This window comes from Lentzea sp. NPDC004789 (genome assembly GCF_053601075.1).
In genome coordinates, this window is the sequence record NZ_JBSGBE010000015.1 from 39,551 (window position 1) to 64,952 (window position 25,402).

A 25,402-nucleotide genomic window follows, 5' to 3' on the forward strand; every position below is an offset into this window, starting at 1 on the left:
ACTAAGTACGTGAACAGCCAGATGAGTCTAATTGTGAGCAGTCGAGGCCCTGAGCACCACCTCGCCCGCCACCCGGACGGTGCGGGCCTCGTCACCGCCCGCGTCCAGCACGAGACCTGCGGCGATCTCGCCCATCTCCTCCAACGGCAGCCGCACGGTCGACAACGCCGGCACCGTGTCGCGCAGCGTCGGGATGTCGTCGAACCCGGCGATCGACATGTCCTCGGGCACCCGCACGCCGCGTTCGCGCAGCGCGGCCATGGCGCCCATCGCCATCACGTCGGTCACGGCGAACACGCAGGTGGCGCGGGACTTCGACGCCAGCAGCTCCAGCGCCGCCTCATACCCGCCGTCACGCGTGAACGCGCCGTTGATCACCATCGGCGGTGCGACGCCGGCGTCGGAGAGGCCCGCCTTGAACCCGGCGAGCCGGTCGCGCGCCACCACTAGGTCGGAAGGTCCACCCAGCACGGCGAACTTCTTGTGCCCGAGTGCGGTCAGCTCACGCGCGAGCGCCCGGCCGCCCGCCCGGTTGCCGGGCACGACCGTGTCGGTGCCGAGCTTGGCCTGCGACACGCACGCGACCCGGCCGCCCTGCTCGGTGAAGGCCTCGATCTCGGCCGCGAGCCGGGACTGCGACGCACGGTCAGTGGTGCGTGAACCGGCCAGAACGACCGCACGCGCCCGGTGCGCGCGCAACGTGGACAGCAGCTCCACCTCACGCTCGGGACGGCGACCGGTCGTGCCGAGCACGACGACGAGCCCGGCCTCCTCGGCCACCCGCGTGACGCCCGCCGCGATGCACGAGAAGTACGGGTCGGTGATGTCGTGGACCACCAGCCCGACCAGCGAGCTGGAGTTGCGGGCCAGCGCCTGCGCGGACGCGTTCGGCACGTAGCCGAGCTGCTCCGCGGTGCGCAGGACGCGGTCGCTCAGCTCCTCGCTGACCTGTCGCGTGCTGCCGTTGAGCACGCGCGAGGCGGTCGCCAGCGACACACCCGCCTGCCTGGCCACCTCGGCGAGCGTCACCTGTCGTGCGGACACGACCACCTCCGTCAACGTGCATGTGAGCGCTGAGACTAACTCGCGAGGAGGTTGACGGCCGTCAAGTACCGCGATTAGCGTGGCGGGAAAGCGCTTTCCAGCGCTGCTACCAGGGAGGTGCGATGGCGGTTCGGACCATTGGCGTGGCGGTCAACGGCGTCACCGGGCGGATGGGTTACCGCCAGCACCTGGTCCGGTCCCTCCTCCCGTTGCGCGAGGAGGGCGTGCGGCTTCCGGACGGGACCGTGATCAAGGTCGAACCGGTGCTCGTCGGGCGCAACGCCGACAAGCTCAAGGAGATCGCCGAACGGCACGACCTCGCGCGCTGGACCACCGACCTCGACGCGGCGCTGGCCGACCCGTCGGTCGAGATCTACTTCGACTCGCAGGTGACGTCCAGGCACGTCGAGTCGATCACCAGGGCGCTGGAGGCGGGCAAGCACGTCTACACCGAGAAGCCGGTCTCCGAAACGGTCGAGGAAGCACTCCAGCTGGCCCGCCTCGCCGACGACAGGGGCCTCAGGCACGGTGTGGTCGCCGACAAGCTGTACCTGCCCGGCATCCGCAAGCTCAAGCGGTTGATCGACGGCGGCTTCTTCGGCCGGATCCTCAGCGTGCGCGGCGAGTTCGGCTACTGGGTCTTCGAGGGCGACTGGCAGCCCGCGCAGCGCCCGAGCTGGAACTACCGGGCCGAGGACGGCGGCGGCATCGTCTCGGACATGTTCTGCCACTGGAGCTACCTGCTGCACAACCTCTTCGGCCGCGTCGAGGCCGTCACCGCGAAGGCGGTCACGCACATCCCGACGCGCTGGGACGAGCAGAACAACGAGTACGCGGCGACCGCGGACGACGCGGCGTACGGCATCTTCGAGATCGAGAACGGAGTCATCGCCCAGATCAACTCGTCGTGGTGCGTGCGGGTGCGCCGCGACGAGCTCGTCGAGTTCCAAGTGGACGGCACGGAGGGGAGCGCGGTCGCCGGCCTGCGCGAGTGCTTCGTGCAGCCCCGCGCCGTGACGCCGAAACCGGTGTGGAACCCGGATCTGCCGGTCACGCACCCGTTCCGCGACCAGTGGCAGCAGGTGCCGGACAACGAGGACTTCGACAACGGCTTCAAGGTGCAGTGGGCGGAGTTCCTGCGGCACGTCTACCAGGGCACGCCGTTCCCGCACGACTTCCGCGCGGGCGCGCGGGGGGTCGCGCTGGCCGCCGCCGGTCTGCAGTCCTCTTCGGAGGGTCGGCGCGTGGAGATCGAGAATGTCTAGCCGAGATCAACATGACCGCGTGGTGTTCGCCGCGGCACACGTCGTGGCGAAGGACGAGCGCACGGTCGACTGGGACGCGACTTTGGCGTTCCGGCACCACCTGTGGTCGCACGGCCTGGGCGTCGCGGAGGCGATGGACACCGCGCAGCGCGGGATGGGCCTGGACTGGCCGACGGCGGCCGAGCTGATCCGCCGCAGCGCCGCCGAGAAGGCCGGCCGGATCTGCGCGGGCGTGGCCACCGACCACCTCACCGGTGAGATCGGCCTGGACGACGTGCTCAAGGCGTACCTGGAGCAGCTCGACGTCGTGCAGGAGGCGGGCGCGCAGCCCGTGCTGATGTGCTCACGTCAGCTCGCGGCGTGCGCGCGCGGGCCGGAGGACTACCGGAAGGTGTACGGGACGCTGCTCGACAACGTCAGCGAACCGGTGGTCCTGCACTGGCTCGGCACCGCGTTCGACCCGGCGCTGGAGGGCTACTGGGGTGCCGCGGACGTCGACGAGGCCACCGACAACTTCCTCGCGATCATCGCCGAACGCCCGGACAAGGTCGACGGCGTGAAGGTGTCGCTGCTCGACGCCGACCACGAGATCGGCCTGCGCCGCCGGCTGCCGGCCGGGGTCCGCTGCTACACCGGCGACGACTTCAACTACCCCGAGCTGATCGCGGGCGACTCGGAAGGCCACAGCGACGCGCTGCTCGGCATCTTCGACCCGATCGCCCCGGTGGCCGCGAAGGCGTTGCGCAAGCTCGCCGAGGGCGACACCGACGAGTTCCACCGGATCATGGCGCCGACGGTGCCGTTGTCGCGCCATCTGTTCAGCACGCCGACCTACTTCTACAAGACCGGCGTGGTGTTCCTGGCGTGGCTGGCCGGTCACCAGGACCGGTTCCTGCTGCTCGACGGCCTCGAGACCGCGCGCAGCGTCGAGCACCTGGCCGAGGCGAAACGGCTCGCGGAGATCGCGGGCGTGATCGAACCGGAGTTCGCGGAACGGCGGTGGCAGCAGTGGCTCGCCTCTCGCTGAACCAGGCCACGATCAAGCGCGCGACGGTCGCCGAAGCCGTCGAGGGCTGCGTTCGGCACGGGATCGAGTCCATCGGCCTGTGGCGCGAACCGGTCGCGGACCACGGCCTGGAGCGCACCGCGAAGCTCGTCGCGGACGCCGGCCTGCGGGTGTCGTCGTTGTGCCGCGGCGGATTTCTGACGGCGGTCGACAACCGCGCCGCGCTGGACGACAACCGGCGCGCGATCGAGGAAGCGGCGGCGTTGCGCACCGACACGCTGGTCATGGTCGTCGGCGGGGTGGCGGGCGACAAGGACCTCGTCGGCGCACGTCAACGCGTCGCGGACGCGATCGCGGAACTGTCCGTTGAGGCGAGATCCGCGGGCGTCACGCTCGCACTGGAACCGATGCACCCGGTGTTCTGCGCGGATCGCGGCGTGCTGTCGACGTTGTCCCAGGCGCTCGACATCGCGGAAGAACACGAGTCGGTCGGTGTCGTCGTGGACGCGCTGCACGTGTGGTGGGACCCGGATCTCGACGCGCAGATCGTGCGCGCGGGGGAGCGCATCGTGTCGTACCAGGTGTGCGACTGGCTCACGCCGGTGCCGGCGGACGTGCTGCTGGGCCGGGGTTATCCGGGTGACGGCGACATCGACCTCGACCGCCTGACCAGGCACGTTGCCGCGACGGGCTATGCGGGGGACGTCGAGGTGGAGATCTTCAACGCCGACATCTGGGCGGCGGACTTCGACGAGGTGATCGCGGAGGTGTCACGCAGGTACCACGCCATTGTGGAACCGGCGCTGTAGACAACGCGGGGAAGCCGGTCGTCGACGGCGGCGACGACCGACCCCGGCGTTGGTTATGTATATATCCGAAAACCGGAGGTCTTTGGTCCAGTTTTGGAGATGAATTTCGGGAATCAGCCGCCGTTGAAGAACCTGTAAACCTTTGCACGGTGTTTCGGCTTGGTCGTCGTGATCTTGATGACCGCGTCGAACATCGACCGCCCCAGCTCGGCACGAGCTGCGATGGCCGGGTGCGTGGTGCTGAAGTCCTGGTCGTTCTGCGCCTTGTCGCCGGCGAACGTGCCGGACGCGAACATCGAGTAGATCAGGATTGCCCGATTGTCCTCGCTGAACATGATCCCGGCCTCGTTGCGGCCGTCTTCGAACCAGCCGGCCTTCGTCGCGACGCGCAGCCGTTCGTTCGTCGTCAGGTTCAGCCGCACGCCGTCGGTGAAGCTCGACGTCGACCGGAGGATGTTGAGCAGGTAGGCGGTCGACGCGGCGGACAGCAGCTGGCCGTCGACCAGCTTCTGCAGCAGCGTGTGCATCTCGCGCGGGGTCGTGGTGCCGAGGTAGAACCGGTTCGGGTTCGCGACCGGCACGACCTGCGTGTGCACGAATCCCTTGTCCCGCAGGATCTGGTTCAGCTCCAGCGCCGGCACGACCAGGCCGCACAGGCGCACGGCGGTGTTGTCCGAGACGGTGAGCAGGTTCGCGAGAGCGTGTCCAACGGTGACCTCGCTGGGGTACGCGCCGTCGAGCGCGAAGATCCCGTCGGTGTCCTGGATGACGATGCTCGCCGACACCGTGACCGTCTGGTCGAGCCTGATCAGCCCGCGGTCCACCTTGTCCAGCACGGCGACGGCGACCGCCACCTTGTTGACGCTGTAGGCCTCGACGACCTTGTCCGCGTCCTCCTCGACGGCCGCCTTAGTGGTGCCGTCGAGGTCGGCGATCGTGATCAGCGACGACCAGGTGCCCCGCGCCTTGCGGACCTGTCGCCGGTAGATCTGCGCCACGCGTTTGCGTGACCGGTCCGCGGTGGTCGGGGAACGTTCGATCTCGACCTCCGCGTCTTCCTGAGCCTGCGCTGCCCCGTTGGAGCCGAGCACTGCCGTCGCGGCCGCGACGGTTCCCAGCCCGAACACCGACCTGCGGTTCAAAGTCATGCGAGACATCAAAACAGGCGGCACTGACACTTCCCTGACTAGGGTTCCGGATCATGGAACACGTCTTCGTGGTGACCGGAGCCTCCCGCGGCATCGGGGCGGCGACCGCCGCTTTGGCGGCCGACGCGGGATACCGCGTGGTCAGGGCCTCGCGGTCGGCGGAGGAAGCCGTCGGTGACCGCGGCTGGGACGCGAAGTGCGACGTCTCCTCGTGGGATTCCGTGCAGGACCTCATGGCACGCGTGGAATCCCGGTGGGGCCGCATCGACGTCGTCTTCGCCAACGCGGGCGTGTCCGTCGACACCTCCTTCACCACGTCCGCCGGCGCCGAGCCGCGGGAGTGGACGAACATGGTGGTGACGAACGTGTGCGGTCCCGCGTTCACGGCCCGTGCGGCAATGCCCGCGCTGATCCGCTCCGGCGGCCACCTCGTGCTGACCGGCTCGGCTGCCGGGCGCGGCGTGCGGCCCGGCAACCTCTACTCCGCGACCAAGTGGGCGATCACCGGGCTGGCACAGGGAATCCGGGCCGAGGCGGTGGGCACCGGCGTGCGGGTCACCGTGGTCCAGCCCGGGCTCGTCGACACGGAGGCCATTCCGGCGTCGCGGGCGGACGAGCCCAAGCTCGCGCCGGAGGACGTGGGCAGGGCGGTGCTGTACGCGGTCTCGCAACCGTCCACAGTGGACGTCAACGAGATCCTGATCCGGCCGACCGGTCAGGCCGCGCACCGCTGAGGCTCACGTGCTGACCACGCGCTTCGCGGGCAGGATGTTGTGCCACAGGTTGAAGACGTTGCCGGGGTCGTACTCGGCCTTGATCGCGGCGAGCCGGTCGTAGTTCTGCCTGCCGTACCCGGCGACGACGCGGTTCGCGCCCTCGTCGCCGATGAAGTTGAGGTAGACGGCGCCGGTGGTCCACGGTGCCAGCACGTCCCGCACGTGGTGCGCCCAGTCGCGCGCCCGCTGGTCGTCCGCCGGGTTCTCCCACAGCCCCAACGGATGCGCGACCCACGGAGTGTCGCGGTTGGCCATCGGCCAGTCCGCCGCGTTGCGGGCCACCGCGCCGCCCCACGGGATCATGCCCTGCTGCGAGGGTGACGGCGTGATCATCCGTTCGGAGGCGGCGCAGAACGCGTGCACGGCCTCGTCGGGCAACGATCGCAGGTACTCGGCGGACCAGTGGTTCCGGAAGCCGGGGGGATCGTCCAACATGGACTGGAAGTGCGCGTAGGGGACGTCGGTCACGACCAGCGCCCGCGGTTGCAGCGCGGCGAGCGGGGCGACGAGGTCCGGCAGGTCCTCGGCCTTGCCCAGGTACGTCACGAGAACTCCGCAGCACAGCGTGCCGACGAGCTCGGCGGGCACGAACTCCTCCGGTGGCGCGGTCAGGTAGATCGCGCCGCCGCCGACCTCGTCCGGCGCGCTGTCCATGAAGTCGCGGTAGGCGCGGATCGCGGGTTCGCCCTCCTCGGCGGGCCACAGCATCAGCGCGAAGGAGAACTCCGGCAACGGGTGCAGCCGGAACGTGAACGACGTGGCCACCCCGAAGTTGCCGCCACCGCCGTGCAACGCCCAGAAGAGGTCGGGGTGCTCGGTCTCGCTGGCGGTCACCGTGCTGCCGTCGGCGAGCACCAGGTCGACGGCGAGGAGGTTGTCGCACGCCAGCCCGCACTTCCGCTCGATCCAGCCCGATCCGCCGCCCAGCGTCAGCCCGGCGACACCGGTCGTGGAGACCCGGCCGCCCGTCGTGGCGACGCCGAACGGTGCCACGGCCTGGTCGAACGCGCCCCACGTGGCACCGCCGCCCACCACGGCGCTGCGCGCGTCGGGTGCCACGGAGACGCCGTTCATCCGCCGCAGGTCGAGCACCAGCCCGTCCTGCACGAGGCTCGCGCCCGCCACGCTGTGACCGCCGCTGCGCACCGCCACCGGCATCCCGGCCCGCTGGGCGAACGCGAGCGCTTCCCGCACGTCGGCGGTGTTGTCGCATTGGGCGATGACCGCCGGTCTGGTCTCGATGGCGCTGTTGAACAAGGCCCGTGCGTCCTCGTACGCCTGGTCCTGCGCGGTGAGCAGGGCTCCGGAGAAGGTGGCGCGTAGGCTCCCGAGGTCTGTCATGGCTGAACCTCCCTGAGTGGTTGGTGTCACTCAGGTTCCGCTGTTCGCGCGTCGTCCGTCCGTCCAGTAAGGACCTCGTAAGGAGATGGGATCTTGGCACGCGTCGTGCTCTTCGCCGCCGGTGGTGGCGGTGACCCGGAGCGGCACCGGCCGTTGCTGGACGCCTTGGCGGACCGGGGTTTGCCGGTCGTCGCACCCCGCTTCGACCGCCTGCTGCCCCACGCCGCCACCGAGGAGCTGCTGGTGCGGCCCCGCGGGTTGGCCGAGGCGTTGGGCGACACCGATGCCGAGGTCGTCGTGATCGGTCACTCGATCGGCGCCTGGGCCGCGCTGTGCCTGGCGGGCGCGGTGCCGTGGGGACGTGACGGGCGGCCGATCGAGGTCCCGCGCGAGCCCAGGATCGCTCGGCTGGTGCTGCTCGCGCCCGCGGCCGGGTGGTTCGCGGCGCCCCGTGCGCTGGACGGGGTCGGCGTGCCGATGCTCGTGTTCGCGGGCTCGGCCGACGTCGTGACGCCGGTGTCGCAGGCCGAGCTGCTGCTCGGCGCGCCCGGTCCGGTCGATCTGCGGGTGGTGCCCGGTGCGGGGCACTTCAGCTTCATGCACACGTTGCCGCCCGGCGTGGCCGAGGAGTCTGGGTTCGACCGCGCGGGCTTCCTCGCCGAGATGGTCGAGGCGACCGTCGAGTTCAGTCTGAGCTGAGCACTTCCGAACACCGCTGCAGGAGCGCGCGCAGCTGCGTGCGCTCCTGGGGCGTGAACGCGTCCGCCAGCTTCTGCTCCACCGCGACCGCGCCCTTGTCCGCCTCGCGGAACTTCGCGTAGCCGGCCTCGGTCAGCCGGTTCTCCAGGACGTTGCGCTGCCACTGGTGCGGTGTGCGTTCCACGAGCCCCATGGCGACCAGGTTCTGCAGGATCGTCGTCATCGTCTGCGGCGTGACCAGGCACAACCGGGCGAGCTCCGCCGCGGGGGCGCCGGGGTGGTCGCTCAGCGCGAGCAGGGCCGAGTACTGCGGCACGGTCAGGCCCGCCGGCTTCACCGCCGCCGCCTTCGCGGTCATCAGCTCCAGCTCGGCGCGCTTGATGTCTCCGCCGATCCGGTCACCAATCCGCATCCGTTCATCGTAGGAGTGTGATAAGAGTATTGATAGTTATCAGAACTCTGATAGCTATCAGTGCTCTTACTGGAGGGAACGACATGCGCATCGCGCTTGCTGTCATGGCGGCGTTGTTGCTGCTCACGGGCGCGGCGTCGGCCACGCCCCGGCACATCTCGGGCGTGTCGCCGGCGCTGCACCCCGAGGGCGTGCAGTGGGACCCGACCCGCGGGCAGTTCCTGGTCAGCTCGGTCCGCCACGGCACGGTGTCGCTGGTCAGCCCGTCCGGCCAGGTCCGGCCGCTGGTCACGGGCACGAAGATGGTGTCCACGTTCGGCATCCAGGTCGACCGCGGCCGCGTGCTGGTCGCGTACGGGGACATCGGCCTGGGCGAACGCTCGGTGCCAGGCCAGTCCGGGCTGGGGATCTTCGACCTGCGCACCGGGCGTGCGCTGAAGTTCGTCGATGTCCCCAACGGCGCCAACGACGTGGCGGTCGACCCGCTCGGCAACGCCTACGTCACCGGCCCGGCGGGGGACACCATCTGGCAGGTCTCGCTCTCGGGCGAGGTCTCGGCGTTCGCTGCCGACCCGCGCCTCGGCGCGACCATCGGCAACAACGGGATCATCTGGGACCCCAGGGGATTCCTCGTCACCGGCAACTACACGAACGGCACGCTGTTCAAGGTCACCCGCGGCCACGTGGAGCAGCTGCCCGCACCCGCGCTGATCGGTGCGGACGGCCTGACGCTCACGCCGCAGGGCCTCGTCGTGGTGACGAACAGCCTTGGTGCGCCCGGGAAGAACGCCGTCACGGTGCTCGACACCCGCACGTGGCAGGTGAAGTCGCAGCGCTCGTGGCCGACTTCACCGACCACCGCGGCTCGCACGCCGCACGGCACCTACGTGGTGAGCGGCCACCTCGACGTGCTGCTGAAGGGCGGCACGTCGGACGAGTTCAGCCTCGACCGATGAACTCGACGAGCAGCCGGTTGACCTCGTCCGGCCGCTCCAGGTAGCCGATGTGCCCGCAGCCGGCGACCTCGGCGTAGCGGGCACCGGGGATCGCGTCCGCCACCTCGCGGGACAGGCGAGGTGGCAGGACGAGGTCGTCCGCGAACCCGATGACCAGTGACCGCACCGAGATCCGGCGGTAGGCGTCGAGGCGCGACCCGTAGTCGTTCAACGCGAGTTGCGCGCGCAGGCCGGGACCGACCGACGAGCCCGAGAACTCGTACATCTGCAACCAGTCGCGGGCGGCCGCCGGGTCGGCCAGCGTGGCGGGGGAGAGGTTCCTGATCACCGAGGCGACCGCGTAGAACTGCGCCGGCACCTCGACGCCCTTGTCGTAGGCGTCCATCAGGCTGCGCGACCAGGCCTGCTGCACCGGTTCGGGACGGCCGGCGGTCGCCATCAGCACCGTGCTGCGCACCAGGCCGGGGCGGGCCAGCGCGAGCTCCTGCACCACGCGGGCGCCCAGCGACGTGCCGATCACGTGGGCCGGGCCGCCGAGGTGCTCGATCAGCGCGGCGGTGTCGGCGACCATGTCGTCGATCGTGAAGCCGTCCGCGCACTCGGACGACGGCGGGATGCCGCGGTTGTCGAAGTAGGCGACCCGGTAGCCCGCCTTCACCAGCGCGGGCACCTGGTAGGTGCGCCAGACCCGGCCGGGGCTGCCGGTGCCCATGACCAGCACGACGAGATCGCCGATGCCCTCGGTCTGGACGTTCAGCTCGATGCCGTTGAGCGGGACGATCGCCATGCCCAAGATCGTAGTGCGGTGATCGCGATCTTCACGGTCGCTTCCGGCGTGCAGTGGGGCGATGCACCCGCCTGAACGTCGAAATCGAGCGGCAAAGGTCGCGATCACCGCACTAGAAGCGGCACAGAGGCCTGATCTCCGCGGCGTGAGACGGATAACGCACGCACAGGTCGTCCGCGTGGCCGAACGAGACGATGTCGTCGGTGTACGGCGGCACCACCACCGTGCCCACCAACGACCACTCACCCGCGGGCGCGCTGCCCTGCCACACCCCCGCCGGCACGACGACCTGCGGGTTGGCCGCGGACAGCAGCGGCTGGGTGACCGAACCGTCCGGGTGCAGCAGCAGCATCCGCAACGGCGACCCGGCGTGGAAGTGGTAGATCTCCAGGTGCTTCAGCACGTGCATGCCGGAGAAGTCGGGCCTGCGCAGCAGGTACGCGATCGCGGACACCTCGTCGGACCGGTGGGTCTGCGCGAAGAAACCGCCCTCGACGGGAAGTTCCCGCAGGCCGAGCTCGCTGATCAACTGCTCTGGGGTCACGTCATCTCCGGAAGCGGTGAACCGTGCACGACGACCATGCCCTTGCCGAGCCGTTTCGCCGTGTACATCGCGGCGTCCGCGGCACCGAGCACGTCGTCGGCGGTCACGGACGGGTCGTGCGAAAACCGTTGTGCCACACCGATGCTGGCGTGCACGCGGTGGATCCGGCCGTGCACCTCGTGCGGGTGCGCCAGCGCCGCCAGCAGCCGGGCGCCGATCTCGTCGGCGTCGCCGCCGTCGACCAGCACGCCGAACTCGTCGCCGCCGAGCCGGGCCACGGTGTCCTCCGCGCGGACGCTGTGCTCCAGCCGTGCGGCGACGTTGCGCAGCACGATGTCGCCCTCGGCGTGCCCGTGGTTGTCGTTGACCGCCTTGAACCCGTCGACATCGATGAACAACAGGATCAACGGCCGTGTGCGCTCACGGTCCGCCAGCGCGCGCTCCAGCCGTTCGCGGAACAACGAGCGGTTCGCGACGCCGGTCAACGGGTCGTGTGTCGCCTCGTGGCGCAACTGTTCGCGGCTCACCCGAAGCTGGTCCATCAGCCGGACGTTGTCCACCAACGTGAGGAGCTGCCGCACGATCACGAGGCACACGACCGCGAGACCGACGTAGATCTCGATCGGGTTGAGGCGGCCGCCGGTCGCGGTGTTCCACAGGATGAACAGACCGGTGATCGCGAGCGGCAGGTACGGCACGAACAGGTGCAGCAGGTCGGCCATGCGCATGCGGCCGGACGTCGGTTCGAGGTTGCGCGCCGGGGCGAGCGCGCTGAGGAAGAACAACGCCGGGCACAGCATGAAGCCGATGTCCGCGGTCGCCGGGATCGCCGTGATGCCCTTGGAGATGTAGAACGCGAACACCCAGCCCGACGACGACTGCGCGACACCGGCCAGTGCGACGAAGAGCATCGGCCACTGACGCACGGACTGATGCGTCCACGACATCACGACGATCGCCACGAGCAGCACGAGGTACGCGGCGGGATGCGCGACCACCGTGGCGAACCCGGGACCCTCGGTCGCCCACGCGCGGGTCAGCGACTCCAGTGCCGACACCCACGTCAGCACGAACAGCGACCCGATGACGATCAGCCCGTCGAGCACCACGACCGCGCGGCCGCGGTAGTTCGGCAGCAGGTCGTCCGCGCGGCGCTTCTGCGCCTCCACGACCACCGCGGCCAGGCACAGGACCGGCACGAGCGTGAACCCGAGCGGCGCGATCGTGGACGTCGGCAGTTGCACACCGAGGATCTGCTGACCCCAGATCCACGCGGACAACCCGACCGTCAGGCTCGTCATCGCCGCGGTCATCCACCCGTTGCGGCGCCGCGCATAGGCCAGAAGAGCGGCCACGGCGAACACCAGCTGCACGACCTTGTCGACCGCGATGCCGGCCTCGCGCGGCAGGGTGAGGGCCGTGAGGATGGTGGCCGCCATGAAGGTGCCGACGCACCCCGCAACGAGCCAGAACCTCTTCACCGCGTCTCCCGTGATCGAAGCCCGACCACCGTAGTGATCGCGGCGCCGACTTGTCGAATGGCGTCGAATCGTGTCGGTGCGAGTTCCTTCCAGGCGCACCGGATATGGTTCGAACTGTTGTTCGTTCCGGTCGTGGGGAGCTGTCGTGCGGGTGTTCGGGGTCGACCCCGGTCTGACCAGGTGCGGCTTCGGCGTCGTCGACGGCGGGCCCGGCCGGACCGTGCGCGCGGTCGCCGTCGATGTCCTCCGCACGCCCGTTGACGCGCCTCTGTCCGTGCGGCTGCACGAGTTGTACGTCGGCGTCTGCGAGTGGCTGGACCGCTACGAGCCACAGGTCGTGGCCATCGAACGGGTCTTCGCGCAGCACAACGTCCGCACCGCGATGGGCGTCGCGCAGGCCTCCGGCGTGGTCGCGCTGGCGGCGGCGCAGCGGAACCTGCCGGTCGAGTTCCACACGCCGTCCGAGGTGAAGGCCGCCGTCACCGGATCGGGACGGGCGGACAAGGCGCAGGTGACCCTGATGGTGACCAAGCTGCTCGGGCTGAAGGTGGCGCCGAAGCCCGCGGACGCGGCGGACGCCCTGGCGCTGGCGATCTGCCACCACTGGCGCGCGCCGATGCGCAACCGCATGGAAGAAGCGCAGGCCAAGGCTGCGGAACTGGCTCGCGTGCACAAGGCCCGCTTGGCCGAGGCCGCGAAGCGCACGAACTAAGGTCCAGCACGTGAAGTCCGGAGGAACCAGGTGATCTCGTCACTGCGCGGCCAGGTGCAGCACGTCGGCCTCGACCACGCCGTCGTCGAGGTGGGCGGGGTCGGGTTCGCCGTCCAGATGACGCCGAGCACGCTCGCCACGCTGCGCCGCGGTGAGGAGGCGAGCCTCGCCACCACGCTCATCGTCCGCGAGGACAGCCTCACCCTGTTCGGGTTCGCCGACGCCGAGGCCCGCGAGCTGTTCTCGCTCCTGCAGACCGTCAGCGGCATCGGCCCGCGCATCGCGCTGGCGACGCTGGCCGTGCTGGAACCGGACAAGCTCCGCCACGCGCTGGCCGAGGGCAACATCACCGTGCTCACGCAGGTGCCCGGCATCGGCAAGAAGGGCGCGGAACGGCTCATCATCGAGCTCCGCGACAAGGTCGGTGCCCTGCCGACGCCGACGACGCCCGCGCACAGCCAGACGCGCGACCACGTCGTCGAGGCGCTGCTCGGGCTCGGCTTCCCGGCCAAGGCGGCGGAGGCGACCGTCGACAGCGTGCTCGCCGACAACCCGGAGCAGTCCACGTCCGCCGTCCTGCGCCGGGCGCTCGCGACCCTGGGGCGCAAGTGACCGAGGACGAGCTCAGCCCCTTCGCCGCGCCGGCCGAGCGCGACCTCGAAACGAGCCTGCGGCCCGCCGACCTGCACGAGTTCGTCGGCCAGCAGCGGGTGCGCGAGCAGCTGGAGCTGGTCCTGCACGGCGCGATGCGGCGGGGCACGGCGCCGGACCACGTGCTGCTCAGCGGCCCTCCCGGGCTGGGCAAGACCAGCCTCGCCATGATCATCGCCAAGGAGCTGAACAGCGCCATCCGCATCACCAGCGGGCCCGCCCTGGAGCGCGCGGGCGACCTGGCCGCGATGCTGTCCAACCTGGTCGAGGGCGACGTCCTGTTCATCGACGAGATCCACCGCATGGCCCGGCCCGCCGAGGAGATGCTGTACCTCGCGATGGAGGACTTCCGCGTCGACGTCGTGGTCGGCAAGGGGCCCGGCGCGACCAGCATCCCCCTCGACATCGCGCCGTTCACCCTGGTCGGGGCCACGACCAGGTCAGGAGCGCTGACCGGGCCGCTGCGGGACCGCTTCGGGTTCACCGGCCACATGGAGTTCTACAGCGCCGACGAGCTGGACCTCATCGTGAAGCGCAGCGCCAAGATCCTCGGCGTCGACCTCCACGACGACGGCGCCATCGAGATCGCGAGCCGGTCGAGGGGCACGCCCCGCATCGCGAACCGGCTGCTGCGTCGCGTCCGCGACTTCGCCGAGGTCAGGGCCGACGGCAGGGTCACGGAGGAGATCGCCAAGCAGGCGCTGGAGGTCTACGACGTCGACCAGCTCGGCCTCGACCGGCTCGACCGCGCGGTCCTCTCGGCGCTGGTCAAGAGCTTCAACGGCGGACCGGTCGGGGTGTCGACGCTCGCCGTCGCGGTCGGTGAGGAGCCGACCACGGTGGAAGAGGTGTGCGAACCGTATCTCGTGCGGGCTGGCATGCTGGCCCGTACACCGCGCGGCCGAGTGGCGACGCCCGCCGCGTGGCACCACCTGGGTCTGGAACCGCCCGCCGGTGATCAACTGTGGTGACCTGGCACAATCGGTGAAAGCACCTGGACATATCGGACGTGCGTCGGAGCATGTCCAACTGATCGGAGAATGATGGGCGGCCTTGGCAATTTGATGTTCCCGTTGCTGCTGGTTCTGCTGGCGGTGCCGCTGTTCCTCAGCGCGCGCAAGCAGAAGCGCGCGATGGCCGAGCAGCAGTCTCTGCAGAACTCGCTCGAGCCCGGCGACAAGGTGATGACCACGTCTGGTCTGTACGGCACCGTCGCCGACGCGAGCCACGACACCACCATCGACATCGAGATCTCCGAGGGTGTCGTCACGAGGTGGCTGCGCGCCGCCATCCGCGAGAAGGTCGTCGAGACCGACGAGACCGTCGTCGAGGAGAACGCCGACGAGACCGAGGAGCCGGTGACCACCGCACAGGTCGCTGAGCCCCTCGACCACAACGCGAAGAAGTAACGACATAAGCTCGCACTCCTGGAGTTGGCAACTGTGAAGACCGCCAACTCCAGGTAGTGACGCGCAGCTCACGCTGCTCGCGTTACGCTGCGCGCTCGGAAACCATCGCTACTAGGAGACGGACGGATCGTGGCACCTCCGGCCGGGCAAATTCGCCCTGCGAAGTACTTGGCGAGTTTTGTCCTCATCGTGGTCGCGCTTTACGCCCTGGTGTTCTTCACCGGGAACGGTTCGGCCAAACCCAAGCTCGGTATCGACCTCCAGGGCGGCACCATCGTCACGCTGACCGCGCGTCAGGAAGACGGTGCCCAGCCCAGCGAGGACGCGCTGAACCGCGCACGTGACCTCATCGAGGTCCGCGTCAACGGTCTCGGTGTGTCCGGTGCCGAGGTCGTGCGCGACGGCAACAACCTGACGATCACCGTGCCCGGCGCGGACAGCGAGGGCGCGAAGGGCCTGGGCCAGACCGCCCGCCTCGCGTTCCGCAAGGTCCTCGGTCAGCCGTTCCCGGCCGCCGCGGCGCCGAACACCCAGGCGCCGTCGTCGAGCACGCCGCCGTCGTCGGGCAACCCGAGCACGCCGCCGTCCTCCGGCCAGACCGTCGCGCCGCCGCCGTCGAGCGGGGCCCCGCAGGGCCGTCCCGCTCCGAACCTGGCCGCGCAGCCGTCGAGCACGCCGCCGTCCTCCAGCTCCGCGCCCTCGTCGAGCGCGCAGCCGAGCACGCCGCCCGCCCCCTCCAACGTGGACCCGAAGCTCGCGAAGGAGATCCAGGACGCCAAGGCGCTGCGCCAGAGCACGGACCAGCAGGTCCTGCAGCAGGCCGCGCTCATGCTCGACTGCTCCAAGCCGGACCCGCTGCGCGGCAACGACGACCTGGACAAGCCGCTCGTCACCTGCGGTGAGAAGGGCACGTACAAGTACATCCTCGCGCCGGTCAACCCGCCGAAGGAAGACACCCAGACCAAGCCGGACGACTACGCCACCTACTCCCGCCTGACGGGTGAGGACATCAACAACGCCGCGGCCAACAAGAACCCGAACGGCACCGGCTACGTCGTCAACCTCGACTTCAAGAGCGAGGGCGGCTCGAAGTGGGCCAAGTTCACCTCGGCCAACGTGCAGCAGGCCGTCGCGGTCGTGCTCGACGGTGAGGTCATGTCCGCGCCGACCATCCAGTCGGCCATCACCGGTGGTTCCACCGAGATCAGCGGCAAGTTCACGCTGACCGAGGCGCAGAGCCTCGCGAACACCCTGAAGTACGGCGCGCTGCCGCTGTCCTTCGACGCCTCCGAGGCGCAGACGATCTCCCCGACGCTCGGCCTGCAGTCGCTCAAGGCGGGTCTCATCGCCGGTGGCATCGGCCTCGCGCTGGTCTTCGTCTACTGCATGTTCTACTACCGCCTCCTGGGCATCCTGACGATCCTGTCGCTGGCCCTGTCCGGCGTGATCGTCTACGGCGTGCTGGTGCTGCTCGGCCGCTGGATCGGGTTCACCCTCGACCTCGCGGGCATCGCCGGTTTCATCGTCGCCATCGGTATCACGGCCGACTCGTTCATCGTCTTCTTCGAACGCCTGAAGGACGAAGTGCGTGAAGGCCGCACGTTCCGCTCGGCCGTGCCGCGTGCATGGGTCCGTTCGCGCCGCACGATCCTTTCGGCCGACGCGGTCAGCTTCATCGCCGCCGCCGTGCTGTACGTGATCGCGGTCGGCCAGGTGAAGGGCTTCGCGTTCACCCTGGGCATGTCGACGATCCTCGACCTCGTGGTCGTGTTCCTCGTGACGCACCCGCTGGTCGCGATCGCGTCGAAGTCCAAGTTCCTGTCCAACCCGAACCTGTCCGGCCTGGGCGGCGCCGCCCGCGAGGGTGCGGCTCACCGCGCCGCCTCGACCGGCAAGACCGCTGCCGTGAAGGAGGCCTGACATGGGCAACGTGTTCACGCGCCTCTATGTGGGCAACGGCGCTTTCGACATCGTCGGCAAGCGCATCCGCTGGTACATCACCTCGGGCATCATCCTGTTGGTCTGCATCGGCTCGATGGTGTTCAACGGCTTCAACCTGGGCATCGACTTCAAGGGCGGCACGAAGATCTCGATGCCGGAGGTCACGGTCTCCGGCTCCAAGATCGCGACGAGCGCCGTCGAGGACGCCTACGCGAAGGCCCTGCCCGGCAAGAAGCCGAACGCCGTGCAGGCCGTGGGCCAGGGTGACAGCGCGACGATCCAGATCAAGTCGCCCGCGCTGACCATCCAGGAGGTCGCGACCCTCAAGACCGCGCTGGCGACCGACACCACGCCGAAGGGTGGCCAGGGCGCGATCTCGGACAGCGCCGTCTCCGCCTCGTGGGGCGGTGAGATCAGCTGGAAGGCCCTCTGGGCGCTGTTCTGGTTCTTCGTCGTGGTGACGCTGTTCCTGGCGTTCTACTTCGAATGGCGAATGGCCGTCGCGGCGCTCGTCGCCGTGTTCCACGACGTCATCATCACCGCGGGCGTGTACTCGCTCATCGGGTTCGAGGTGACGCCGGCGACGGTCATCGGTCTGCTCACCATCCTCGGCTTCTCCCTGTACGACACGGTCGTCGTGTTCGACAAGGTCAAGGAGAACACCCGAGGCCTGCTGGGCCTGACCCGCCGCAGCTACGCCGAGGCCGCGAACCTGGCGCTCAACCAGACCCTGATGCGCTCGATCAACACCTCGCTGATCGCGTTGCTGCCGGTCATCGGCCTGCTGGTCGTCGGCGTCGGCATCCTCGGCGTCGGCACGCTGCAGGACCTGGCGCTCGTCCAGCTCGTCGGCATGTTCATCGGTGCCATGTCCTCGATCTTCATCGCCACCCCGGTGCTGGTGGACCTGAAGATGCGCGACCCGAAGTACATCGCGCAGGCCAAGCGCGTGGCCGCCCGCCGCGCCAAGGCCTCCGGCCCGCAGGCCGAGGGCATCGAGTCGGCCGACGACGACGCGCTCGCCGCCGACCTGCGCCAGGAGGAGGCGCTCGCCGCCGCCGCGTCGGTGCCGCACCGCACCGCCAAGGCCGCGGACGCCCGCCGCCGCCCGACCGGAAAGCGTCAGCGTTGAAGCTCGACCGTGCGCTGGAACTGATGCGTGAGGTCCCGGACTTCCCCCAGCCGGGGGTCGTCTTCCGGGACCTCACGCCCGTCCTGGCCGACCCGGACGCCCTGCGCGCCGTGGTCGACGCCCTGCAGGACAAGATCGACGACAGCACCCAGGTGATCGCCGCCATCGAGTCGCGCGGCTTCCTCCTGGGTGCCGCGCTGGGCTACGGCTGGCGCTACGGCGTCGTACCGCTGCGCAAGCCCGGCAAGCTGCCCGTGGTGGCCGACTCGGAGTCGTACGACCTCGAGTACGGCACCGCGTCGCTGGAGCTGCCCGCGGATGCCGTTCAGCCCGGTCAGCGCGTCGTCGTGGTGGACGACGTGCTGGCGACCGGCGGTACGGCCGAGGCGGCGTGCAAGCTGGTGGAGCGGGCCGGTGGGATCGTGACCGGGGTGTCCGTGGTGATCGAGATCGCCGCGCTGAACGGCCGGTCGCGGCTGGCGGGGTACGAGGTCAGCGCCCTGATGGCGGTCTGACTGCGCGCGAAGTGAGCGGGGCGGCGGGCGCGGTGTCGCCGCGTCAGGCGGCTGCTCGCGGTCTGAGCGGGCGTGGCCGGTGAGGCCGGGTGTGGCGGTCTGCTGAGTTGTGCAGCGTGAGGCGGGTCAGGCGCCTCCTCACGGCTTGAGCGGGGCGGTGCGGCGACAAGCCACACCGCCCTGTTGCGTTACGTCAGGCGGGTGGCGGCGGGGCCACGAACGCGGCGCTGATCGTCACGAACACCAGCGCCACGATCGACACCAGCACCGTCCACACCGCCAGCTGCCACAGCCGCGCCTCGGCGGCGTCGCGGAACAGCAGCCAGCTCGCCGCGGTGGCGAGCACCCAGGCGACCGCGGTGCCGGCGAGAGCGCGCGGGTCGAAGTGGGCGGCGTCGTCCAGGGCGAGGTAGGCCATGCCGCCGAGCCAGACGACGTTCATGGCGCCGCACCACAGCAATGTCCTCACATCCGGTGAGTCTTCCAGGTCCCTTTCCGATACCCGGAGTCAAGGCCGGTAGTCCGTTCGGGGTCAACTGGCGGCGCCTTTGGGCAAAAGTGTCGTAATCACGCCCGAACCCCTTCACGATCTGTCGGAGGGAGTTACGGGAACCGATTCGGGAACGACACACGAGGTGTGCGCGGAGAAGAACGAACGTGGGGAGGCCGCATGACCGGCCGGGTGTCGCTCCTCGTTCTCCTGGTGCTGGCCGGCTGTGGTACTACTCAGACGATGTCCGATGCGGCACTCGTGTACTGCTCCGCCCACCGATCAGACACCATCGACGCAGCGGTGGCACTCGGTGTGGTGAATTCCAAGGCGATTGGAAATCGGGTCGTTCTGGGCGGGAGCACGGTGGAATTCGACGAATGGCGCAGAACTCGGCAGCGGGAATTCGAACGGGTCTGCAACGCGGTCTCCGAACCGGTGATGCGGCCGCCCTCGCCGAGTTCGACGCCGACCTGGCTCTCCACGCTCATCACGGTGCTCACCGGTCTTTTCTCCGCGTTCGTCGGCGCGCGGCTCACGTGGGTGACCACCAATCGGCGCGAGGACCGCAACCGCGCCAAGGAGCACAGCGTCGCGCTGCGCCGGGCGAGCCGGGAGTTCGTCGACGAGGTGCGGGCGTACTGCGACGCGCAGCTGAAGGGGCCGGCGACGACCGTTGAACTGCGGCGCAAGCGGGACCTGCTCACGACTCAGCTCGCGGTGACCAAGCTGATGCGGCCGGAGTGGACCGCGCCGGACGTGTTGCGGGCCGAGCTCGACGCGTTCAGCGCCGATGCGGAGCAGCGGTGGGGGTTCACGCGCGACCGGAGCGAGCGGCAGCCGAGGGTCGACGAGGTGACGAAGGCGGTCCGGGAGCTGGACCGGCGGATCGAGGTGGTCGTGCAGGCGTTGCAGCTGCCCTCCGGTGACGCCGCCGCGTTGCTGGACGCCGAGTTCGAGCAGGTGGTCGCCGCGTGAACCCGTACGAGATCCCCGGCATGGGGGCGCGGCCGGAACCGCTGTGCCCGCACGAGAACAAGGAGCACGAGCGGTACTACGTGCCGGTCGACCACACGCAGACGGCCTTCGAGGCGTTCCAGCGGGAGATCGGTGACGGCACGTCGCTGCGCGGCAGGGGAAGGCTCGTCGCCGCGCTCGGGTGGGACCGCTGCGGCAAGACCTCCCTGCTCAACCGGTGTGCCGCCTGGGTGCGGGACCAGCTGGGTGAGGAGAACTGCCACGTGCTGTCGTTCGTGGACGCCTGTCAGGTGAGCGACGATCGGGCGTACCGGGAGAAGACCGTCTTCCAGTCGTTGATCTACGAGCTGGGGTACAAGGAGCTCCTCTCACCGCAGCTGCGCGAGGAGATGACCGAGCAGCTCAACAGCGGCGAGCTCAACCTCGGCTACCGGCATGCCAGCAGGTACGTGCTCATGCCGAAGAAGGCGGTCGCGGTGATTCTGCTGCCGCGCACGGAAATTCCGCTCGAAATGGAAAACTACGCTCGGTGGGCGCATCCGAACCTGTTGTTCCTCGCCGAAAGCCGCCAGATCGGGGCGGTCCACGCGCACTGGCCGAGGATCGAGAGCGTGCACCAGTCGTCGACCCCGATCCGGCTCGACGTGGGGCCGCTCGCCCTGGACGACGGGTGGACCTTCGTCCAGGCCCGCGACGGCGATCGAACGGATGCGCCTCATCCGTTCGTGGCGAAGGAAACGATACGTGAAGTGATCGCGGCGCGAGAACTTTCGATCGGTGAGCTGCATGACCTGCTCTACGGGATGTACCAGGAGATTCTGGAAAAGAATGCGAAGCCGGGTTCGGTAGGCTCCAGCCCGATGGGCGAGGTGACCCTCCTGGATCTCATGAAGTTCTACATCCGGCGGTTGGGGAGTCAGAGATGAGCGAGCGCCCAGGACGAGCCCCCAGCGACGACAACCCGTTCCTGTCGGCCGGAGTCGCGAAGCCGAGGGAGTTCGACGACACCACGGTGTCGGTGCCGACGCCTGCCATCGCCGAGGCCATGAGCCTGATCGACGCCTTCCTCCGCCCGTCCGCGCGGCCGTCCGGCAACGTGATCGCGATCCAGGGCGAGTACGGCACCGGCAAGAGCCATCTCGTCGGTGCGCTGCTGCATCACGCGCGGGGCCGCGAGGAGGAGCACCGGCCGCGGGTCGCGCTGCTGGAGGCACGGCCTGCCACGTTCGTCGACCTCTACCGGCAGCTCGTCGGCGACGAGCTGACCAAGGACGACGTGCGCGAGCAGGTGCAGGAGTTCTACGCGCACGTGCTCGCGGACGAGCTGGGTGCCTCACCGTTCACCGCCGAGATCGCGGACCGGCTGCGCACCGGCCGCCTCGACCCCGTGGAGACCTCCGACCGGCTGAACCTGATGGAGAGCAGGCACCTGGACATGCTCCAGCGGGTGCTGGAGCGGGTGACGAACAACCCGGCGTTCGGGATCGCGCTGCCGTTGCTGCTGCGGCACGACTTCACCGACGCCGCGTGGGAGTGGCTCACCGGGCACCAGCCCGACCAGGTGCTCGTCGACCGCGGCATCGACACCGCCATCGACACCGAGGAGCTGGCGCTGGAGGCCATGGGGGTGCTGGCGCTGCTCTACAGCCAGCGCGGCCGCCGGTTCGTGCTGGCGATCGACGAGATGAACAAGGTCGTGTCGGCGAGCCGCAAGCCCACTGAGAACGCCGTGGAGGCGTTCGAGAAGATGCTGGAGGTCTTCGGGGGCGCGCAGGCGCTGCTCATCCTCTCCGGGCTGCCCGACTACCTCGACGAACTCGGCGGTGCGGTGCGGCAGCGCATCGGCCGCATCATCCAGGTGTCACCGCTGACGCCGGAGAACACGATCGAGTACATCCGGCAGAGCCAGAGCAGGCTCGGCCGCGGCCCGGTGCTCGACCCGTTCACCGAGAACACCGTGCGGTACCTGGTGAAGCTCACCGACGGCAACGCCCGGCGCATCATCAGGCTGTGCAGTCACCTGTACCGGCGGGCGATCGACGCGAGCCCGCGTGATCCGGCCCGTGCGCGGGTCACCGAGGCGATGGTCCGCGAGGTCGCGCGCGAGCACGCCGGAGCCACCACGATCGACCACGTGCGCAACGAGATCCGCCAGGTGCTCGCCGCGCAGGGCCTCAACTACGAGCGCGACACGTGGATGAACCCGGACACGGACTCGCGCGCGGACTACTGGGTGCCGTTCGACGAGACCGGGTCCGGCTGCGCGCTGGTGCTCAGCGAGTCGGTGCTCAACCAGACCGAGCGCGACGCGCTGGTCAACCGGGCGACGTTCCTCCAGTCCGCCGTCGAACGGATGGAGGTCGTGCTCATCGTCGTCGGTCTCGTGCACGCCGACCACGTGCCGGCGTTGACCGAGGCCTTCAGCGTCGAGCCGATCATCTACGACCAGTACACCTTCAACGACACGTTGTCCGCTGTGCTGGAACGGCAGCTGAGCCTGCTCGGCGAACCGGGTGACGACGCGCTGGCCGGGGTGCGGGAGCGGTTCAGCAGGCTCAGCCGGCAGCAGGCCAACACCCAGCGCATGCTCGAACAGGCGCTGAAGACGCTGACCGTGCTGCGGTCGTCGTCGGACCGGTCGCTCAGCCAGATCCACCGCGAGCTCGCGGAGTTCAACGCGGCACGGACGATTCCCGCGCAGCAGCACGAGGAACCGGTGCGCCCGGTCCGCCTGCCCCCGGTCGTGCTCAAGTTGTTCTCGGCCGCACGGAAGTCGCTCGACTCGCTCGACCAGGTCGACGCGACGCTGCGCGCGATGTTCGCCGCCACGGAAGGCGATCCCGCGCGCGCGATCGACGCACGCGTCGCAGTGCGCGCGCAGTTGCGGTCACAGCGCGTCTTCCCGGCGCTCGGGGTGTCGGCGATGCTGCACATGCTGCTCGCCACGTTCCAGGACAGCATCAACGAGTGGTTCCACACCTACGTGCCGGGTCCGTCCGGCCAGCCGTACCCCGTCGACCGGGACCGGCTCGGCGCGTTGTGCCGTGCCTACGACACGGTCTACGAGTACATCCCGTTCTTCCGCCTGGAGGAGCTCGACCAGTTCGCCCCGCACCTCGTCGACGGCGACGCCGCCGGGGTGGTGGTGTCGACGCCGCAGCTGGCCGAGTCGCGCGAGCTGTTCAGCCGGCTCAGCGCCCGAGTTCACGCCGCGGCTCTCGAGTCGGTGGCAGACGTGCGCTGAGCGCGTTCGCCATCCGGTCGCCGTACCGGTCGCAGAACCCGGTGAACAGGCCGTGCAACGTGTTGATCACCAGGATGGCCGGTGCCACGACGGCCGCGCTGTGCGGGAAGTCCGGTTCCAGCAACAACACCAGCACGATCGCGGTGATCCCGTTCTGCTGGGCGAACGCGATGTAGGTCCGGTCCTTGCGCGTCAGCCCGCCGGTGATCAGCAGCCCGACCACCACCTGGGCGAAGAACGCGGCGAGCCCGAGCACCAGCCCCGGCAGCGGTGCCCACCCGCCCACGAGCAGGATCCCGAGCGCGACCGCGGCCGCGAAGAACGCCACGCGGGTGACCCGGTCGAGCCACTGCCCGATCGGCGGCCGCGCGACCAGCCCGGCGATCGCCACGCCCAGCATCAGGAACTGCCAGACGCCGACGCCGAGCGTCGCCACCACCAGCACCACCTGGCCGGCGGTCCGCACGGTTCCGGACGACTTCCGCGACCACACCCACCACAGCCCGGCGACGACGGCGCCGAACGCGATGTTCGCGATCACGTTGACCCCGAAGGAGAACAGCCCGCCACGGGCCAGCGCGCCGGACGACGGCCCCAGCGCCAGCGCGGACAGGTACACCGTCAGCAGCATGGTGACCGGGTCGTCGAACGACGCCCACGCCGCGAGCACGCTCTTCGCCCGCTCCGACAGCCGCGTGCCCGCCGCCGACGCCGCGGTCGACAGCGGATCGATCTGCGCGACCGCGATGGCGAGCACGAGGTACGCGGGATCGCGGTACACGAGCCACAGAACGGCCGCGATCAACGCCGCTTTCAGCAGCACGCCGACGGTCACCGCGGTGACGACGATGCGCAGGTGCTTGCGAATGTCGTCCAGCCTGATGCCGTAAGTGCTGCTGTACAGGCCGATCGCGAGCAACGTGCCGGCGGCGACGAAGTACCACCGCGTCCGCGGCACGTCACCGAGGTCGGCGAACCGGGCCAGCAGCCAGCCCGCGCCCGTCGCCGCCGAGAGCAGCGCCAGCCGTCGCATCGTCAGGGCGAAGGCGCTCGGCCCGCTGACCCTCGCCTCGGTCATCACAACGAGCGTGCGGCCGCGGCGAGCCGGGCGATCTTCTCGTCGGAGGGGGCGACCTCGTTCTGGTTCAGCGTGACGCCGACGAGGAACTGCGAGGGCCGCACGCGGTAGTAGAAGATCGCGCCCTGCTCCACGTCGAGCACGAGTCGTTCCAGCCGGCCGCCCAGCGTCCTGCGGCACATCCGGCCGTACTGCGTGACGAGCTCCGGCAACCGCTCGCACAGGCCCTCGTAGAACCGGCGGCGCTGGGCCACGGTGATGCCCTCGTTGAAGAACCTGCCGACCTTGACGTCCTCGAAGACGTCGAAGGTGAACACCGGTTTCCCGTCCACCCACGACGTGGCGTAGTGCAGGTCGCGCGGGTCGACGATCTTGCGGCACTGGTCGGCGAGCACGCTCGACAGGTCACCGGTCTGGCGGAGCGATCCGGGCTTCGCGACCGGCGAGAGCGTCGGGTCCACGTCGTCGTCGGGGTCGTGCGCGGTCTGCCAGCCGCCGGGGTTCAGCGACTGCCGGCTCACCCGCGCGCGGAGGTCCGTGGCGAGCCGCGAGGTGAGCTCGTCGGCGGCACGCACGTTGCGGCCCTGGGTCAACGGCACCGCGTCCGGCAGCGGGTCGGTCCGGCCGAACCCGATCACGTGCTGGTCCGGCACGACGGAGTCGCAGTACGCCATGCCCTGACCGGTCTGCAGCACCACCCGGATCAACGACCCGGTGCGCACCTTGACCAGATCCGCTTCGAGCTCGCTCACCGCCGCGCTGAGGGTGCGCGCCGTCTCCAGGTACTCCTCCGGGTCGCACTCCTCGTGCTCCGCGGCGGGGTCGCCGAGCACGTCGGTGGCGATGTCGTCGAAGCCGTCGGTGTAGTGCCCGAGGTGACACAGCAGGTGCTCACCGCTCATCGCGGTCGTCAGCAGCTCGACGACGTCGTCCCAGCGGGCGTCGACGTGTGGCGCCCTGTGCACACGCGGTCCAGTCACATCG

General features: G+C 69.6%; 27 protein-coding genes. 16 read left to right on the forward strand and 11 right to left on the reverse strand.

Annotated elements, in window-relative coordinates; genetic code table 11:
- Window positions 1–27 precede the first annotated feature (27 nt).
- A complete protein-coding gene (locus ACWEIJ_RS29995) occupies window positions 28–1,044 on the reverse strand; it encodes a LacI family DNA-binding transcriptional regulator (protein WP_449840593.1) in 1,017 nt (338 codons plus the stop codon).
- A gap of 122 nt (window positions 1,045–1,166) precedes the next feature.
- On the opposite strand from ACWEIJ_RS29995, the gene ACWEIJ_RS30000 reads away from it, so the two are divergent.
- From ACWEIJ_RS30000 to ACWEIJ_RS30010, 3 genes are read left to right on the forward strand one after another with little or no spacing between them, the layout of a single operon-like run.
- The gene (locus tag ACWEIJ_RS30000; protein ID WP_449840594.1) at window positions 1,167–2,309 is read left to right on the forward strand and encodes a Gfo/Idh/MocA family protein; all 1,143 of its coding nucleotides are present in this window, start codon (window positions 1,167–1,169) and stop codon (window positions 2,307–2,309) included.
- Window positions 2,302–3,336 carry a dihydrodipicolinate synthase family protein gene (locus ACWEIJ_RS30005; protein WP_449840595.1) on the forward strand — a complete coding sequence of 345 codons (1,035 nt, stop codon included), beginning with the start codon at window positions 2,302–2,304 and terminating at the stop codon, window positions 3,334–3,336. Before ACWEIJ_RS30000 ends, ACWEIJ_RS30005 begins: the two co-directional genes overlap by 8 nt.
- Window positions 3,318–4,124: a sugar phosphate isomerase/epimerase family protein gene (locus ACWEIJ_RS30010; protein WP_449840773.1), complete on the forward strand. Its 807-nt coding sequence runs from the start codon at window positions 3,318–3,320 to the stop codon at window positions 4,122–4,124. Before ACWEIJ_RS30005 ends, ACWEIJ_RS30010 begins: the two co-directional genes overlap by 19 nt.
- Window positions 4,125–4,237: 113 nt before the next feature.
- Here the strand turns inward: ACWEIJ_RS30010 and ACWEIJ_RS30015 are convergent, their stop codons facing one another.
- Entirely contained in the window at window positions 4,238–5,272 is a 1,035-nt protein-coding gene (locus ACWEIJ_RS30015) for a serine hydrolase (protein WP_449840596.1), read from the reverse strand.
- Window positions 5,273–5,322: 50 nt separating this feature from the next.
- Between ACWEIJ_RS30015 and ACWEIJ_RS30020 the strand changes: the two genes are divergently transcribed.
- Window positions 5,323–6,006, forward strand: a complete 684-nt coding sequence (locus tag ACWEIJ_RS30020) for an SDR family oxidoreductase (protein WP_449840774.1) — start codon at window positions 5,323–5,325, stop codon at window positions 6,004–6,006.
- Window positions 6,007–6,009: 3 nt separating this feature from the next.
- Here the strand turns inward: ACWEIJ_RS30020 and ACWEIJ_RS30025 are convergent, their stop codons facing one another.
- Window positions 6,010–7,389, reverse strand: a complete 1,380-nt coding sequence (locus ACWEIJ_RS30025) for an FAD-binding oxidoreductase (RefSeq protein ID WP_449840597.1) — start codon at window positions 7,387–7,389, stop codon at window positions 6,010–6,012.
- 93 nt (window positions 7,390–7,482) lie between these two features.
- On the opposite strand from ACWEIJ_RS30025, the gene ACWEIJ_RS30030 reads away from it, so the two are divergent.
- Window positions 7,483–8,088, forward strand: a complete 606-nt coding sequence (locus ACWEIJ_RS30030) for an alpha/beta hydrolase family protein (RefSeq protein ID WP_449840598.1) — start codon at window positions 7,483–7,485, stop codon at window positions 8,086–8,088.
- Here ACWEIJ_RS30030 and ACWEIJ_RS30035 read toward each other — a convergent pair.
- Window positions 8,075–8,500: a MarR family winged helix-turn-helix transcriptional regulator gene (locus ACWEIJ_RS30035; RefSeq protein WP_449840599.1), complete on the reverse strand. Its 426-nt coding sequence runs from the start codon at window positions 8,498–8,500 to the stop codon at window positions 8,075–8,077. The two genes, ACWEIJ_RS30030 and ACWEIJ_RS30035, sit on opposite strands and share 14 nt — an antisense overlap.
- 83 nt (window positions 8,501–8,583) lie before the next feature.
- On the opposite strand from ACWEIJ_RS30035, the gene ACWEIJ_RS30040 reads away from it, so the two are divergent.
- Window positions 8,584–9,456, forward strand: coding sequence for a hypothetical protein (locus tag ACWEIJ_RS30040; protein WP_449840600.1), 873 nt, complete (start codon window positions 8,584–8,586; stop codon window positions 9,454–9,456).
- On the opposite strand, the gene ACWEIJ_RS30045 is transcribed toward ACWEIJ_RS30040, so the two are convergent.
- The 3 genes from ACWEIJ_RS30045 to ACWEIJ_RS30055 form a co-directional block, all read right to left on the reverse strand.
- The gene (locus ACWEIJ_RS30045; protein ID WP_449840601.1) at window positions 9,440–10,243 is read right to left on the reverse strand and encodes an alpha/beta fold hydrolase; all 804 of its coding nucleotides are present in this window, start codon (window positions 10,241–10,243) and stop codon (window positions 9,440–9,442) included. The two genes, ACWEIJ_RS30040 and ACWEIJ_RS30045, sit on opposite strands and share 17 nt — an antisense overlap.
- Before the next feature lie 112 nt (window positions 10,244–10,355).
- On the reverse strand, window positions 10,356–10,787 hold the full coding sequence (locus ACWEIJ_RS30050) for a cupin domain-containing protein (RefSeq protein WP_449840602.1): 432 nt from the start codon (window positions 10,785–10,787) through the stop codon (window positions 10,356–10,358).
- Complete coding sequence (locus ACWEIJ_RS30055; RefSeq protein WP_449840603.1) at window positions 10,784–12,268, reverse strand: diguanylate cyclase domain-containing protein; 1,485 nt, start codon at window positions 12,266–12,268, stop codon at window positions 10,784–10,786. The genes ACWEIJ_RS30050 and ACWEIJ_RS30055 overlap by 4 nt, the downstream gene beginning before the upstream one ends.
- 145 nt (window positions 12,269–12,413) lie before the next feature.
- Between ACWEIJ_RS30055 and ruvC the strand changes: the two genes are divergently transcribed.
- From ruvC to ACWEIJ_RS30090, 7 genes are all read left to right on the forward strand, one after another.
- On the forward strand, window positions 12,414–12,980 hold the full coding sequence (gene ruvC / locus ACWEIJ_RS30060; protein ID WP_449840604.1) for a crossover junction endodeoxyribonuclease RuvC: 567 nt from the start codon (window positions 12,414–12,416) through the stop codon (window positions 12,978–12,980).
- Between the two features lie 30 nt (window positions 12,981–13,010).
- Window positions 13,011–13,592, forward strand: a complete 582-nt coding sequence (gene ruvA / locus ACWEIJ_RS30065; RefSeq protein ID WP_449840605.1) for a Holliday junction branch migration protein RuvA — start codon at window positions 13,011–13,013, stop codon at window positions 13,590–13,592.
- A complete protein-coding gene (ruvB, locus tag ACWEIJ_RS30070) occupies window positions 13,589–14,602 on the forward strand; it encodes a Holliday junction branch migration DNA helicase RuvB (protein WP_449840606.1) in 1,014 nt (337 codons plus the stop codon). Before ruvA ends, ruvB begins: the two co-directional genes overlap by 4 nt.
- A gap of 93 nt (window positions 14,603–14,695) precedes the next feature.
- Window positions 14,696–15,040, forward strand: coding sequence for a preprotein translocase subunit YajC (yajC, locus tag ACWEIJ_RS30075; protein ID WP_449840607.1), 345 nt, complete (start codon window positions 14,696–14,698; stop codon window positions 15,038–15,040).
- A gap of 129 nt (window positions 15,041–15,169) precedes the next feature.
- Window positions 15,170–16,960, forward strand: coding sequence for a protein translocase subunit SecD (gene secD / locus ACWEIJ_RS30080; protein WP_449840608.1), 1,791 nt, complete (start codon window positions 15,170–15,172; stop codon window positions 16,958–16,960).
- A gap of 1 nt (window position 16,961) precedes the next feature.
- Window positions 16,962–18,113 carry a protein translocase subunit SecF gene (gene secF, locus ACWEIJ_RS30085; protein ID WP_449840609.1) on the forward strand — a complete coding sequence of 384 codons (1,152 nt, stop codon included), beginning with the start codon at window positions 16,962–16,964 and terminating at the stop codon, window positions 18,111–18,113.
- A 23-nt stretch (window positions 18,114–18,136) separates the two neighbouring features.
- Complete coding sequence (locus ACWEIJ_RS30090; protein WP_449840610.1) at window positions 18,137–18,628, forward strand: adenine phosphoribosyltransferase; 492 nt, start codon at window positions 18,137–18,139, stop codon at window positions 18,626–18,628.
- Between the two features lie 193 nt (window positions 18,629–18,821).
- On the opposite strand, the gene ACWEIJ_RS30095 is transcribed toward ACWEIJ_RS30090, so the two are convergent.
- Together ACWEIJ_RS30095 and ACWEIJ_RS30100 are read right to left on the reverse strand one after the other, a co-directional pair.
- Complete coding sequence (locus ACWEIJ_RS30095) at window positions 18,822–19,070, reverse strand: hypothetical protein (protein ID WP_449840611.1); 249 nt, start codon at window positions 19,068–19,070, stop codon at window positions 18,822–18,824.
- A 284-nt stretch (window positions 19,071–19,354) separates the two neighbouring features.
- On the reverse strand, window positions 19,355–19,621 hold the full coding sequence (locus ACWEIJ_RS30100) for a hypothetical protein (RefSeq protein ID WP_449840612.1): 267 nt from the start codon (window positions 19,619–19,621) through the stop codon (window positions 19,355–19,357).
- Here ACWEIJ_RS30100 and ACWEIJ_RS30105 point away from each other — a divergent pair.
- From ACWEIJ_RS30105 to ACWEIJ_RS30115, 3 genes are all read left to right on the forward strand, one after another.
- A complete protein-coding gene (locus ACWEIJ_RS30105; RefSeq protein WP_449840613.1) occupies window positions 19,614–20,096 on the forward strand; it encodes a hypothetical protein in 483 nt (160 codons plus the stop codon). The two genes, ACWEIJ_RS30100 and ACWEIJ_RS30105, sit on opposite strands and share 8 nt — an antisense overlap.
- An 80-nt stretch (window positions 20,097–20,176) precedes the next feature.
- On the forward strand, window positions 20,177–21,022 hold the full coding sequence (locus ACWEIJ_RS30110; RefSeq protein WP_449840614.1) for a hypothetical protein: 846 nt from the start codon (window positions 20,177–20,179) through the stop codon (window positions 21,020–21,022).
- Window positions 21,019–23,340: a hypothetical protein gene (locus ACWEIJ_RS30115; protein WP_449840615.1), complete on the forward strand. Its 2,322-nt coding sequence runs from the start codon at window positions 21,019–21,021 to the stop codon at window positions 23,338–23,340. Before ACWEIJ_RS30110 ends, ACWEIJ_RS30115 begins: the two co-directional genes overlap by 4 nt.
- On the opposite strand, the gene ACWEIJ_RS30120 is transcribed toward ACWEIJ_RS30115, so the two are convergent.
- Window positions 23,288–24,418 (reverse strand): cation:proton antiporter domain-containing protein, encoded by a 1,131-nt coding sequence (locus ACWEIJ_RS30120; RefSeq protein ID WP_449840616.1) that lies wholly within the window; start codon window positions 24,416–24,418, stop codon window positions 23,288–23,290. The genes ACWEIJ_RS30115 and ACWEIJ_RS30120 overlap by 53 nt on opposite strands.
- A complete protein-coding gene (locus ACWEIJ_RS30125; RefSeq protein ID WP_449840617.1) occupies window positions 24,418–25,398 on the reverse strand; it encodes a hypothetical protein in 981 nt (326 codons plus the stop codon). The genes ACWEIJ_RS30120 and ACWEIJ_RS30125 overlap by 1 nt, the downstream gene beginning before the upstream one ends.
- Between the last annotated feature and the right edge of the window lie 4 nt (window positions 25,399–25,402).

Bases quoted from the DNA above. Each gene is read 5' to 3' on its own strand.
- ACWEIJ_RS30000 (WP_449840594.1), top strand. From the start codon at position 1,167: ATGGCGGTTCGGACCATTGGCGTGGCGGTCAACGGCGTCACCGGGCGG.
- ACWEIJ_RS30005 (WP_449840595.1), top strand. From the start codon at position 2,302: ATGTCTAGCCGAGATCAACATGACCGCGTGGTGTTCGCCGCGGCACAC.
- ACWEIJ_RS30015 (WP_449840596.1), bottom strand. From the start codon at position 5,272: ATGACTTTGAACCGCAGGTCGGTGTTCGGGCTGGGAACCGTCGCGGCC.
- ACWEIJ_RS30025 (WP_449840597.1), bottom strand. From the start codon at position 7,389: ATGACAGACCTCGGGAGCCTACGCGCCACCTTCTCCGGAGCCCTGCTC.
- ACWEIJ_RS30035 (WP_449840599.1), bottom strand. From the start codon at position 8,500: ATGCGGATTGGTGACCGGATCGGCGGAGACATCAAGCGCGCCGAGCTG.
- ACWEIJ_RS30040 (WP_449840600.1), top strand. From the start codon at position 8,584: ATGCGCATCGCGCTTGCTGTCATGGCGGCGTTGTTGCTGCTCACGGGC.
- ACWEIJ_RS30045 (WP_449840601.1), bottom strand. From the start codon at position 10,243: ATGGCGATCGTCCCGCTCAACGGCATCGAGCTGAACGTCCAGACCGAG.
- yajC (WP_449840607.1), top strand. From the start codon at position 14,696: ATGTTCCCGTTGCTGCTGGTTCTGCTGGCGGTGCCGCTGTTCCTCAGC.
- secF (WP_449840609.1), top strand. From the start codon at position 16,962: ATGGGCAACGTGTTCACGCGCCTCTATGTGGGCAACGGCGCTTTCGAC.
- ACWEIJ_RS30090 (WP_449840610.1), top strand. From the start codon at position 18,137: ATGCGTGAGGTCCCGGACTTCCCCCAGCCGGGGGTCGTCTTCCGGGAC.
- ACWEIJ_RS30095 (WP_449840611.1), bottom strand. From the start codon at position 19,070: ATGAACGTCGTCTGGCTCGGCGGCATGGCCTACCTCGCCCTGGACGAC.
- ACWEIJ_RS30115 (WP_449840615.1), top strand. From the start codon at position 21,019: ATGAGCGAGCGCCCAGGACGAGCCCCCAGCGACGACAACCCGTTCCTG.
- ACWEIJ_RS30120 (WP_449840616.1), bottom strand. From the start codon at position 24,418: ATGACCGAGGCGAGGGTCAGCGGGCCGAGCGCCTTCGCCCTGACGATG.